The organism is Acinetobacter sp. DMC2 (genome assembly GCF_056314305.1).
In genome coordinates, this window is the sequence record NZ_JBQUYP010000002.1 from 428,790 (window position 1) to 441,561 (window position 12,772).

At 37.6% G+C, this 12,772-nt stretch carries 11 protein-coding genes; 2 read left to right on the forward strand and 9 right to left on the reverse strand.

Features of this window, described 5'->3' with window-relative positions; all coding sequences use genetic code 11:
* Window positions 1-39: 39 nt before the first annotated feature.
* The 5 genes from bioD to ACT53H_RS06405 form a co-directional block, all read right to left on the reverse strand.
* Window positions 40-684 (reverse strand): dethiobiotin synthase, encoded by a 645-nt coding sequence (gene bioD / locus ACT53H_RS06385; protein ID WP_151964544.1) that lies wholly within the window; start codon window positions 682-684, stop codon window positions 40-42.
* Window positions 685-1,434 carry a malonyl-ACP O-methyltransferase BioC gene (bioC, locus tag ACT53H_RS06390; RefSeq protein ID WP_476008877.1) on the reverse strand — a complete coding sequence of 250 codons (750 nt, stop codon included), beginning with the start codon at window positions 1,432-1,434 and terminating at the stop codon, window positions 685-687.
* Complete coding sequence (locus ACT53H_RS06395) at window positions 1,431-2,588, reverse strand: 8-amino-7-oxononanoate synthase (RefSeq protein ID WP_476008878.1); 1,158 nt, start codon at window positions 2,586-2,588, stop codon at window positions 1,431-1,433. The genes bioC and ACT53H_RS06395 overlap by 4 nt, the downstream gene beginning before the upstream one ends.
* Before the next feature lies 1 nt (window position 2,589).
* Entirely contained in the window at window positions 2,590-3,870 is a 1,281-nt protein-coding gene (gene bioA / locus ACT53H_RS06400; protein WP_476008879.1) for an adenosylmethionine--8-amino-7-oxononanoate transaminase, read from the reverse strand.
* A gap of 93 nt (window positions 3,871-3,963) precedes the next feature.
* The gene (locus ACT53H_RS06405) at window positions 3,964-4,695 is read right to left on the reverse strand and encodes an alpha/beta hydrolase family protein (protein WP_476008880.1); all 732 of its coding nucleotides are present in this window, start codon (window positions 4,693-4,695) and stop codon (window positions 3,964-3,966) included.
* Between the two features lie 356 nt (window positions 4,696-5,051).
* On the opposite strand from ACT53H_RS06405, the gene otsB reads away from it, so the two are divergent.
* Entirely contained in the window at window positions 5,052-5,903 is an 852-nt protein-coding gene (gene otsB, locus ACT53H_RS06410) for a trehalose-phosphatase (protein ID WP_476008881.1), read from the forward strand.
* Window positions 5,891-7,324, forward strand: coding sequence for an alpha,alpha-trehalose-phosphate synthase (UDP-forming) (locus ACT53H_RS06415; RefSeq protein WP_440203000.1), 1,434 nt, complete (start codon window positions 5,891-5,893; stop codon window positions 7,322-7,324). Before otsB ends, ACT53H_RS06415 begins: the two co-directional genes overlap by 13 nt.
* 67 nt (window positions 7,325-7,391) lie before the next feature.
* Here the strand turns inward: ACT53H_RS06415 and ACT53H_RS06420 are convergent, their stop codons facing one another.
* From ACT53H_RS06420 to ACT53H_RS06435, 4 genes are all read right to left on the reverse strand, one after another.
* On the reverse strand, window positions 7,392-8,585 hold the full coding sequence (locus tag ACT53H_RS06420) for an MFS transporter (protein ID WP_440203032.1): 1,194 nt from the start codon (window positions 8,583-8,585) through the stop codon (window positions 7,392-7,394).
* Between the two features lie 289 nt (window positions 8,586-8,874).
* Window positions 8,875-9,339, reverse strand: coding sequence for a heteropolymeric bacterioferritin subunit Ftn (ftn, locus tag ACT53H_RS06425; protein ID WP_001214863.1), 465 nt, complete (start codon window positions 9,337-9,339; stop codon window positions 8,875-8,877).
* A 252-nt stretch (window positions 9,340-9,591) separates the two neighbouring features.
* Window positions 9,592-11,631 (reverse strand): NAD-dependent DNA ligase LigA, encoded by a 2,040-nt coding sequence (gene ligA / locus ACT53H_RS06430; protein ID WP_440202999.1) that lies wholly within the window; start codon window positions 11,629-11,631, stop codon window positions 9,592-9,594.
* Between the two features lie 94 nt (window positions 11,632-11,725).
* Window positions 11,726-12,772, reverse strand: a complete 1,047-nt coding sequence (locus ACT53H_RS06435) for a cell division protein ZipA C-terminal FtsZ-binding domain-containing protein (protein WP_353157793.1) — start codon at window positions 12,770-12,772, stop codon at window positions 11,726-11,728.

A 12,772-nucleotide genomic window follows, 5' to 3' on the forward strand; every position in this document is an offset into this window, starting at 1 on the left:
ACCGCTCAAATTAGAGCGGTTTTTTTATAACTTTTTAACTTAATTCATTTTTTCCAGTTCAATCCATTCAGCTTCAGGGAAATGAACTGCTAAATAATCTTTCAAATAATTTGAAGTATCTTGAGAAATTAATGGATCTTTTGATTCATCTTTTAAGTTATAAACCAATGCTTTTAATTTAAGTCCACGAGACTTAAGTGCTTCAAGACTAAGTAAAGTGTGGTTAATACTTCCCAAGCGACCCGAGGTTACTAAAATAACGGAGAATTGGTGCTGAGCGACATAATCAATGGTCAGCAGACTGGTGGTTAATGGCACCATTAAACCACCCGCACCTTCTAACAATACGATTTCAAAACGTTCTGCCAATGTTTGGGTCGCATTTTCAATTTTTTGAAAATCAATTTCTCGGTTATCTAGGCGTGTTGCTAGATGAGGCGAAGCAGGATAGCTAAAAATTTCAGGCATAGTGAGCTTGTCATGATCTTCTTGAAACCAGCCCTGACCCATAATTTCACGGTGCTTTTCGATATCTTCAGAAATATCAACATTACCTGTCTGAATGAGTTTTTGGGTAATCACTTTTTTACCCTGCTCAGTCCATAATTTTGCTAAAAATCCTGTTGCGTAAGTTTTACCAATTTCGGTATCAATCCCGCTCACAAAATAGATCTGGCCACTCATTTACTTCACTCTCCGGGCAATACAATAAATCGGATGATATGTTAGGGAATATCCTTCGGCATGCTTAAACCGATCATAATCTTGATAAAATTGTTGTAACGTTTGCTTAGTCCAACGGTGCTGAGCAGTTGCCGTTACACCTGTTGCTTTTAAATGCTGCAACACGGCTTTAGGCGAATCAAAATAGAGTTGAGTTTCTGACTCTGACAAATGAAAAATCTCAAAACCAGCCTGAATTAAGGCACTATTCCAATTTTCAACTGACCAATAACTTAAACCCTGTCCTGTTAGCTCTTTAATTTCTCTTAAATTCTGAGAGCCGAATGTTGAAAAGCATAACCAGCCTTGATCAACCAAAGCCTCATTACTATGCTTAAGCAAAAGCGGCAAATCTTGCATCCACTGTAAAGCTGAACCTGAAACAATCATATCGAGCTGCTGGGGAAACTCTAAAGTTTCAATGTCCCCAATTAACCATTTCAAATTTTCTTGAGAATTAAAGTGCTGCTGCACATCTGCATACAGGTCATTTAAAATTAACTCTTCAATCTGAAAAGATGTGGTAATAAGATGCGTTAAATTGCCAGAACCACAACCGATTTCAAAGACACGTAACATCTTACTCGAGCAAAACTGCTGGAGTAAACTCGTTAAATTTTGGCAAATTTGTTTTTGAACAATTGCATGCTCTGAATAGCTTTGCCCTGCTTTGGCAAAACGCTGGGCAACCAAGTTTTTATTCAAACTCACAGAAAACTCACCAATTCTTCAAGCTCATGTTGCTGTACCATTGACGTTAAAGAAATACGCAAACGCGAACTGTTTTTAGGGACTGTAGGTGGACGTACAGGCATTGCATAAAAACCACTTTCCTGAACGTGTTTCGCTTTATCAATCGCAGCCTGACTCTCTCCAACAATGACAGGAATAATATGGCTGGTCGATGGGCTTACATAACCCTTTTGCACAACAGCTTGTTGAAGATATTGGCTAATATTTTTTAAATGTTCACGCTGAGGTTGAGCAAGTAATACTTTTTGAAAAATAAAGTTTGCCCATGCCATCACAATCGGGGGCTGTGCAGTACTAAAAATAAGTGGGCGCATTTTATTAATGAGATAATCTTTAATAATTGGATCACAAATAATGTAACCACCAACTGCTGCTAATGCTTTACCTAATGTGCCAACTAAAAAATCAATTTCTTGAATGACATTATATTGTTCAGCACACCCCAAACCTTGCTGACCTCGCACACCAATTGAATGTGCTTCATCAACATACAGCATGGTTTTAGCAAAATGTTTTTTGAGCTGGACTAATGCAGCTAAATCCGTTTCATCACCATCCATACTAAAAATGCTTTCTGTGACCACAATGATAAGTTCAATCTTTTCATCATCATGATATTTTTGCAGAAGTTGTTCCAAATGCTGTAAATCGTTATGTCTATAACGCACATATTGCGCACCAGACAAACGTATACCGTCAATCATGCTCGCATGGACTAACTTATCTGCCAAAATTAAAGTTTTGCTATCAGCAACAGCAGGCAAAATACCAATATTCATGTGATAGCCACTATTAAATAGCAGAGCCGACCGACCACCAAATGCTTGGCTTAGGCTATTTTCTAATTGTTCATATTCTTCAAAATTGCCCGTTAATAAACGTGAAGATGACGAACTAAAATAGCTTCTTTCTAGTGGATAGTTATCTAGAAATTCTTGGCGAAGATTGATATCAGCCGCCAACCCAAGATAATCATTTGAAGCCAAGTTAAGCATCGTTTTATTTTGAATCGTAATAAAACGGTCATGCTGCACATTTTGAGTAAAGTGTCTGAAGTTACCTTGTTGTTTTAACTCATCTAACTCGGCAGCAAAATGATTGAGCAATGACATCTTAATACGCTCCCTGCATCGTTTGCACAACCTCAACCAATTGTTCTAGCAAATCACTTAGCTCTTGTTGAGTGATGACATACGGTGGCATCACATAAACCAGTTTGCCAAAAGGACGAATCCAGATACCACGGTCTACAAATTGTTGTTGTAAAGTTTTCATATCGACATTAAAGGTAAGTTCTACGACACCAATTGCACCCAACACTCGTACATCAGCAACATAATCAAGCTGACTTAAAGGCGTTAAATATTGGCTAAGCTGCTGCTCAATTCGCTTAATATTCGCTTGCCAATCTTGCTCAATTAATAATTGCGTACTTCTCAAGGCAACAGCGCAAGCAAGCGGATTGGCCATAAAAGTTGGACCGTGCATAAATACCCCAGCCTCACCGCGACTAATGGTTTCTGCAACGTGCTTTGTCGTTAAGGTAGCAGATAAGGTCATATAGCCGCCTGTTAAGCCTTTACCTATACACATAATGTCTGGCTCAACTTGGGCATGCTCCCACGCAAAGAGCTTACCAGTACGACCAAAACCAGTGGCAATTTCATCGAAAATTAAAAGCAGGTTATATTTTTCACAAAGCACTTTGGCCTGACGTAAATATTCAGGATGATAAAAACGCATGCCCCCTGCGCCTTGTACAATTGGTTCAATAATCAGTGCAGCAAGATTTTCATGATTTTGCTGAATAGCTTGCTCTAGCTCAGCAATATCTTCTTGGTTCCACTCTTGATGAAATTTGGTTTGCGGTGCTGCTACAAAAAGACGGTTTGGCAAACTTGTACCAAAAATCTGATGCATGCCTGTTACTGGATCACAGACAGACATCGCATTCCATGTATCACCGTGATAACCAGAGCGCGTAGTAATAAAATTTGTTTTTTGTGGTTGGCCTTGTGCTGTCCAAAATTGCACAGCCATTTTCAAAGCAACTTCAACGGCAACCGACCCTGAATCTGCATAAAAAATCTTATCGAGACTTGGGGGTGTAATTTTTAAAAGAATTTTACCAAGTTCAATTGCAGGATCATGGGTTAGCCCACCAAACATGATATGGGACATGTTCTGTAATTGATCTGTCACTGCCTGATTGAGTTCAGGGTGGTTATAGCCATGAATTGCACACCACCAAGAGGACATACCGTCAATTAAAGTTTTACCATCATCTAGTTCAATCGTTGCCCCATAGGCACGTTTCACTTTAAATGTGGGTAAAGGTTGGGTCATTGAAGTATAAGGATGCCAAATATGTTCTAAATCAAAATTATCGGTCATCCTATTTACCCTTTTACAGCAATTAAATCTCTCATTTAGCACATGTTAAACCTGTTAAGAATGAAAGAAAATTGCGAGATCAATCAAAGCTTATTAACTTTGCTGATGAATTGTTAAAAATTGGCAGATTTCTTCAATTGTTCGGTCTACTTCGAGGTATGGAAAAGCATGAGTAGCGCCTTTTAGCACTTTATAACTCATGTTTTCTGTCACGATTTCCTCAAATTTTTCGATAATTTTGCAAGGAATGACATTATCTTGCTCAGCAAAGAGGTGAAGTTGTCGGCCAGAATAGTTTTTTAAGTTATCTACCAAGTTTAGTTGTTCAAGCATTTGCAAACCTTCTATTAAAAGTTCATTTGAAGGCGGGCTTGCTATATTTTGTACGCTTATCCAATCTTGTTTAGCTTGGGTTAAGCCAAGTGTAATCAAATAATAAAAGCGCTTTAAAGTGGCTTGCGGGTTCTGTAAAAAAGACGCTTTAAATTGACTAAATACATCAGTAGGCATTGCTGTTTGCCAATTGTGATTGGCAACAAAACAAGGGTTTGAAGCGAGCGTAATTAAAGTTTTTGTTTGCCCTGTTTGCTTGTAAAAAATATCAACCAGTTGAGTGGCTAACTGTCCACCTAAAGACCAGCCTATTACCACATCAACTTCATCCACTAAATCAAGCTGCGCTTGAAAGTTACACTCTAAAACATTAAAAATATTAATAAGTTGAGTTTCAAAACCCTCTTTTTCCAAATGCAATTTTAGAGATTGCAAAGGTTCCACGCCTACTCCCCAACCCGTAATTAATAAAATTTTATTTTGTAACTTCATATGCCTATCCAAAGCCGATTTTATAAAGATTATATAATAATATTGATTTAAAATATCCTTTAAAATCAATATTAAAAACAATTTATAAGTCACAAAATCAAGTATTTATAATACATTAATATTCTGAAATATATTGATAAATAAGACCTGCATTATTCATATTAAATATACAAAACTTTAATTAACTAAACATTGAAGCCAATCAAAAAACAACATACTCCACACTTCGCCTATAAATCCATTATGCAATGTAATTAATGTTAATACTTATGTTTTTTTATTAAAAGAAATGACTCATCAATTCATTTTAATGTTAGAAGAATAATTATTGATCAAAAAATATTGGGAAGGCTAATATGAAAAGTCAAAATACAATATCTGATGGGAGAGAAAAAGATACATATTTTGTTACACCCAATCATATTATAAGTAATTTATCTTTAGATAAAAATTATTGTTTATTTTTGGATATTGATGGGACATTAGCACCCTTTCAAATTAATCCTGAGCATAGTTTTATTCCAAACACCACACTTGAAATTATAAAAAAAATTATTCAATTAAATATACCTGTTATTGCTGTAACAGGTCGTGATGTCAATACAGCTAGTAAACTCTTATATCCTATTGAAGTTCCAATTGCGGGCTTGCATGGTTTAGATATTTGTCTTGATTCAGATCATTATATTCGGCCAGATTTAACTCAGATTAATTTTAAACAATTAAAACAAGATATTCAAAAATCTTGTGAAAAATATCCCGATTTATTAATTGAGGACAAAGGTTATTCTATTGCTGTACATTATCGTAAAAAACCAGATTTAGAAAATCACGCTATTAATATTATGCAACAGATTAGCTCTGATTATCCTCAATTAAAATTAAATAAGGGGAAATTTGTTATTGAATTAATACCTCATCAAGCTGATAAAGGTAAAGCCATTAAAACCATATTAAATCATCTTAATTTACCTTCTGTTTTACCTATTTTTATAGGCGATGATTTAACAGATGAATCTGGTTTTGTATTTATTAATCAACAATCTGGTCTCACGATTAAAGTGGGTTGTGGTGAAACACAAGCTGAATATAGATTAAAAGATATTGATAGTGTCGCGAATTTTCTTTTTTTATTTCAAAACAGAATAAAAAGCTTATATGTCAAAAATAGCCAAAATCAGAATGGAGAAAAAATATGTCTAAATTAATCGTATTATCGAACCGGATAAGTATGCCTTCAGGTAAAGCTTCAGCTGGTGGTCTCGCCGTGGCTGTACAAGATGCTTTGAATGATAGTAATGGCATTTGGTTAGGCTGGAATGGCCAGCAAATTACCGATAGCGAAGCGCCAGAGTTTGAACAAGCCTCTTCTCAAGGGATTGATTACATTACCTGCCCTCTTACTCATCAACAATATGCGCAATATTACTGTGGTTTTGCAAATAAGGTTCTCTGGCCAGCAATGCATAGTCGCGAAGATCTAATTGAATATGATGCGCAAGAATATAGCACCTACCAAAAGGTCAACCGTTTGTTTGCTGAAAAGTTAAAACAGCTTGCTCAACCTGAAGATCTTATTTGGATACACGATTATCACTTTTTTAGTGTAGCGCGTTACTGCCGTGAATTAGGCATGCAAAATAAAATTGGTTTCTTTTTACATATACCATTTGCTAGCCTAAATATCTGGCACAAAATTCCAGTAGCTCGAGACTTAATTCAAGACTTGAGTCAATATGATGTTATTGGCTTACAAACTCAGATCGATCAAAATGCATGTATGCAAACTTGTCTAAATTTACTCGAAGCTCAGAAAATTCAAAGCAATAGTATTAGCTATAAAAAACGTCAAATATTAATTAAGTCATACCCAATTGGTGTTCAGCCCGAAATTATACAAAAGCAAGCACAACAAGATTTGGCGACCTCTTCCGTGTTTAATTTTGAAGAAATTCCACGCCAAAAAACGATTATTGGGGTTGATCGTATTGATTATTCGAAAGGTTTAATGGAAAGATTTAATGCATTTGCAACCTTTTTGGAAACCAGTCCTGAATACCATGGTCTAGTTCGTCATCTTCAAGTTGCAATACCTTCTCGTATCGATATTCCAGCTTATCAACGTTTATACCAACGTTTTAAAACCAAGCTTGAGTTAATTAACGAAGAGTTTGCACATGAAGACTGGAGACCTGTGGATTGTTGCTATGACACGGTTCAACACCATAATCTCATGCACATTTATCGCCATTCGGATATTTGCTGGATCAGTTCACTACGTGATGGTATGAACCTAGTCGCTAAAGAGTATATTGCAGCCCAAGATCCAGAAAATCCTGGGGTACTCATTTTATCTAAATATGCTGGAGCTGCTGAGCAGATGTCTCAAGCCTTGATTGTTGATCCACTAGATAGAGCAGCAATGATGGATACTTTAAAAATGGCTTTAGAAATGTCTAAAACTGAGCGTATTAATCGTTATCAGCAATTGATAGAGGGATTAACAACTTCTGATCTTACCAATTGGCGAAATAACTTCTTGGATGATTTAGAAAAGACACCAACTCTACTGATGAAGCCTCAGCGATTATTACAAGATAATTATCAATCTATCTATCAAGTTTTATAAATCTAAAAAAGAACATCGAGAAATTTAATTTCTCGATGTTCACTAGAGGGTATCTATTATTTATAAATTAATTTGTCTTGATTAACGTAAAACGGTTAAGTAAAGCAATAATAAAAAGCAATACAGCTACGCCTGTTAAAACCGTACTTAAACCAGTCCATTCACCAATTAAACCGATTAAAGCTGGCCCACTTAATGAGCCTGTATAGGCAATCGTTGATACTAAGGAAAGTGCTGCTGCTTTCGGCATCTTATTTTGTCGACCTACGCGAGAAAACATCACTGGTACAATATTAGAACAGCCTAGTCCTAACAGTGCATAACCTAATATAACTACTTGCCAGACTGGCGCAGTCACAATAATAGCCATACCAATTGCAGCCACAATTGCACTATAAGTTACAATATTCTTTTCGCCCCATTGCTTAAGCAAGACATGACCTGCAAAACGTCCAGTGGTCATGCTAAGTGCAAAGAAAGTATATGCGAGACCAGCAAAAGCAGGGTTAAGCTGATATTTACTTGTTAAATAAATACCACCCCAGTCCATTGCCGCACCTTCAGATAAGAAGGCGATAAAACACATCATACCAATAAGCAAAATAATGCCATCGGGACGATAAAATTTTTTCGGTGCTTGAGTTGTATCTTCATGTGGCTTTTCATCCTGTTCAAAAGACGTTAAACAAGAGGGAATCGCAACACCACCAATAACAAGTAAAATCATAACAACCGATAACGTACTCATTAATGGAGAAAGACCTACTGCCAATAATGCAGTCACAAGCATAGCGCCTGTTAAGCCACCCAAACTACACATTCCATGGAAGCTAGACATAAGAGCTCGCAAGCTATGCTTTTCTACAACCACTGCTTGTAAATTGATAGCTACTCCAAGACATCCTGCTGCCGATCCAAAAATAAACAATGCTACAGCCATGGTCACAATGCTGCTCCACATCGTAAGGCTAGGCAATAAAACCATTAACAGCATCAATGCTAAAGCAATTAATGGACGACATCCCCAGCGCTTGACTAAAGCACCTGTCGCAGGCATAGCAATCATTGAGCCAATACCCATACACAGCAAAAGTAAACCAAAATCGGCATGATTTAAGTTTAAACGCTGCTGCGCAAAAGGAATGAGAGGTGCCCAAGCTGCGGTCGCAAAACCTAAGCTAAAAAAGCTTAGTCGTGTTGCAAGACGCTGTGTGCTTAAGAGAGTAGCTGTGTCTAAAACAGCAGGTTTGGTAAATAACATATTTCGCGAACTCACCATAAAATCATTGGCGATCCATACCAACCGATTTTCCATAGAAAAACCCTTGCCTCATTAAATTTCTAGGCAAGGGTTTTGTTGGCGAAATTATAAACAATTTCATAAAAAAAACAGGGGGTGTGATACAATTTTTCTGACTTTTTTGTAACTGCCAAAGCCTTATATAGTAAGGCTTTGAATATGTTCAATTTGACAAAATTAACATTTAAGCGATGAGTTAGTTTTATTAAAATAAGCCCATAAAAAACCCAGCTTAAGCTGGGTTTTTTTATTAAATTTGAGATTGAATATAGTTTTGTAAGCCAATCAACTCAATTAAACGTAATTGCTTTTCTAACCAGTATGTATGGTCTTCTTCAGTATCTGATAATTGTTGACGTAACATATCACGGCTAATGTAATCGCCCTTCTCTTCACAAAGTTTGATCCCAGTCGCTAACTTTTCACGAACATGATATTCAAGCGCCAAATCAGCTTTTAAACAAGATACAACGTCTGTACCAACGTTGATATCTTCACGGTGCATGTTTGGTTTAGCACCTAAAAATAATACACGACGAATGATCGCATCAGCATGAGAAGCTTCTTCTTGCATCTCATGATCAATACGTTCATAAATTTTATTTAAGCCCCAATCTTCATACATACGAGAATGGATTAGATATTGATCACGGGCAGCCAATTCTCCGCCAATGAGCATATTTAAATAGTCTATGACTTCTGGATTGCCACGCATAATAAATCTCCTATCGTATGAGAACTATTATGGGCAATCTTAAAAATGATTGCAAAATAAAAAATAGTTAAGTTTATGATTTTTATCAAATTAAAATGAGAAACATACGCATTTGCAGTTTAAGTTATTTAAATTTCCTGTGCAAAAAGAAACGCTTGTCTGATTTATAAGTTCAAACAAGCGTTAAAATATAACTTAAACCATCAATTTATAAATTTGTAACTAAAATCAATGGTTCTTATTTCGGTAGACCTATTCGCTTAAAGTCTGCCCGTAGCTCGCCATAAGTGATAAGAAATCAGTCTCATTCATAACTGCAATACCAAGTTTTGCTGCTTTTTCTAATTTCGAACCAGCCTTCTCGCCCGCAACCACACATTTAGTTTTGCTTGATACACTACTGCTTACACGCGCACCTAATGCTTGTAGCATTTGAGTCGCCTGATCACGGGTCATTTGCTCTAATGTGCCTGTTAACACCCAGCTTTCGCCATTTAATGGCTGGCGTGTTGGTGCAGTCGGTGCATCCCAATGAATTCCTGCTGCAATTAAGCGATCAAGCACTTCAATGTTGTGCGGTGCCAAGAAAAAGTCAGCAATCCACTCTGCGGTAATATCACCAACATCTGGGGTTTTCTTTAAAGCTTCAACATCCGCAGCTTTAAGCGCTTCTAAAGTTTGGAAAGTATTGGCCAACATTCTAGCTGTTGTTTCACCCACCCCACGAATACCTAAAGCATAAATAAAACGAGCAAGCGTTGTCTTCTTACTGGCTTCAATGGCATCAATCAGATTTTGTACCGATTTCTCACCCATTTTTTCAATACCGAGCAAAGTTTCTCGGTGCTCATGCAAATGGTAAATGTCAGCAACATCTTTAAGTAAATCGAGATGCAATAAAGACTCTACCCAGCGTTCACCAAGACCTTCAATATCGAGAGCTTTACGTGATACGAAGTGACGAATGGCTTCAATGCGCTGCGCAGCACAATAAAGTCCACCGGAACAACGTGCTAAAGCTTCTCCTTCAGGCATTACAACTGGTGAGGCACAAACAGGACAGTTTTCAGGTAAATGTACAACTTCGGCATCAACAGGACGGAACTCTGGCCAAACTTTTTCTACTTTAGGAATAACATCGCCTGTACGATAAACACTCACCGTGTCACCAACACGTACATCTAGGCGATGGATCTCACCAATGTTGTGTAAAGTTACATTGGAAACCGTAACTCCCCCTACAAATACAGGGTTTAAACGCGCTACAGGGGTTAAAGTACCTGTACGCCCTACTTGCCAATCAATCTGATCAACTGTAGTTAATGCAGCTTGTGCAGGGAATTTATAGGCCGTTGCCCAACGTGGCTCACGACTTAAGAAACCAAGTTGTTGTTGTTGTTTTAAATCATCAACCTTTACGACCATACCATCAATTTCAACTTGTAGACCTGGTCGTTCTTGTTGGATTTGCTCATAACGCTGCTGTACTTCTTGAATTGAATTACAAAGATATTGACGTTCCGCAATTTCAAATCCAAGTTTTGTGAGCCATTGTAGGCTATCGTGCATGGTAGTTAAGCCATGATTAGGTTCACATTGAGCGATACCATAAGCATAAAATGCTAAAGGTCTACCAGCAGCAATATTTGGGTCGAGCTGTCTTAAACTACCTGCTGCGGCATTACGCGGATTCGCAAATGTTTTATCACCTTTTGCTTCTTGGTCCGCATTGAGTTTTTCAAAGCCAGACTTTGGCATGAGCACTTCACCGCGGACTTCAAGCAAACGTGGAATTTCAAAATGATCTGAATGCAACACTTTAGGCAAGTTACGAATCGTTTTGACATTTTGAGTAATGTCTTCTCCAGTTTCGCCGTCACCACGTGTAACACCACGTGTTAACACACCGTTTTCATACCAAAGCGAAATCGCAAGACCATCAAGTTTTAATTCTACTTCGTACTGTACTTTTTGGTTAGGCAAACGCTCTTCAACACGGCGAGCAAATGCAAATAAGTCTTCCTGATTAAAAACATTCCCCAAAGAAAGCATCGGAACGACATGAGTCACGCTTTGAAATTTAGAGAGTGCTTGGCCGCCTACCTTTGTCGTTGGAGAATCTGATTGAACCTGATCAGGATATTGCTCTTCTAAAGCTTTTAACTGGTGAAATAAATGATCATATTCACTGTCCGAGATTGTCGGCTGATCCATCACATAATAGGCGTGGTTATGCTTTGCAATCAGTTGAATAAGCTGACGCATCTGTTCGATCACGGAAGTTGTTGCCATTATGTTATTCACCATAAAAAAGGGTGGAAATTTCTCCACCCTGAGCTGCGACTAGATATATTGCAATTATCGCAACGAACGTAAAAAATTAAAACTAGGCAGTCGCATGTGCCGGACGATAATCAATCACATGATGACGCCAATGCTCTTTTAACTGTGGTGTAAATTCAAGATTATTTTCATCATAAACTTTGCCATCAATTTCACGAGCAATTAAACCAGCAATACTTGCCATCATGTCAAAACCAGTTACGGCTTTACTGTTTGGAAGCGCAAGGAAAAATGCCAACCCTTGAACTTGTTCACTAGACAAGGTTTCAAGATCAAACCCAGCTGGTCCATTGTCTGTCATACGTAGTACTGAAAACATCAGTACGCTCGGCTCATCCGTATTTTCATAACGATGGAAACATGACATTTCGCCATAACGTAAACCGTATTTTAACAATACTTTAAGTGCTTTATCGCCAGACAACGCGCGACGCGGGTTCGGATAGACATTTAAAGCAATAATCTGTTCAGCCATAGCTAATGCACTTTCATCATCATAGCGTTGCTGTTCATGCAAATGTACATCCAGAATATTACTCTCGCCTTCAAATTCAGCAATTTCGGCAGTTTCAATATTTGGGTTTAGACTCAACTCAGGCTCAGTTTTTTCACTTTCAGATTTCAAGTTTTCTTCTGATAAAGCTTCAATTTCTGATTTAACAGAAACCGTATCAACTAACTCAGCTGAACTGTCTGTGTTAATGGTAGAGCTTGCTACAGTTTCTTCAGATTGAATTTCTTCTTCTATTACAGAAGTATTTTCAACAGAAGTTTGAGTTTGCTCAGATGAAGTCGTTGGAGCAGACTCTGTAACGAATGTCTTTTCTTGAGCTGTTTCACTAACTTGCGGTTCTACCGATTCATTTAAGGTCGGCTCTACTCGCGCTGCCACAGCCTCTACTTCTACTTCAGGTTGCTCAAGCTGATTTCGCACGTGACGAGGTATAACTGGTTGATTACTATCAGGATTAATATGCAAATCACTATCTAATGAGGGTTCAGCATGGTTTGGCTTTTTTAAAATCATTTTTAAGCCAATTAGCATAATAATAATGGCGACAACGATGCCAATAATCGTATTGATTTCCAT

Bases quoted from the DNA above. Each gene is read 5' to 3' on its own strand.
- bioD (WP_151964544.1), bottom strand. From the start codon at position 684: ATGAGTGGCCAGATCTATTTTGTGAGCGGGATTGATACCGAAATTGGT.
- ACT53H_RS06395 (WP_476008878.1), bottom strand. From the start codon at position 2,588: ATGTCATTGCTCAATCATTTTGCTGCCGAGTTAGATGAGTTAAAACAA.
- bioA (WP_476008879.1), bottom strand. From the start codon at position 3,870: ATGACCGATAATTTTGATTTAGAACATATTTGGCATCCTTATACTTCA.
- ACT53H_RS06405 (WP_476008880.1), bottom strand. From the start codon at position 4,695: ATGAAGTTACAAAATAAAATTTTATTAATTACGGGTTGGGGAGTAGGC.
- otsB (WP_476008881.1), top strand. From the start codon at position 5,052: ATGAAAAGTCAAAATACAATATCTGATGGGAGAGAAAAAGATACATAT.
- ACT53H_RS06415 (WP_440203000.1), top strand. From the start codon at position 5,891: ATGTCTAAATTAATCGTATTATCGAACCGGATAAGTATGCCTTCAGGT.
- ACT53H_RS06420 (WP_440203032.1), bottom strand. From the start codon at position 8,585: ATGTTATTTACCAAACCTGCTGTTTTAGACACAGCTACTCTCTTAAGC.
- ftn (WP_001214863.1), bottom strand. From the start codon at position 9,339: ATGCGTGGCAATCCAGAAGTCATAGACTATTTAAATATGCTCATTGGC.
- ligA (WP_440202999.1), bottom strand. From the start codon at position 11,631: ATGGCAACAACTTCCGTGATCGAACAGATGCGTCAGCTTATTCAACTG.
- ACT53H_RS06435 (WP_353157793.1), bottom strand. From the start codon at position 12,772: ATGGAAATCAATACGATTATTGGCATCGTTGTCGCCATTATTATTATG.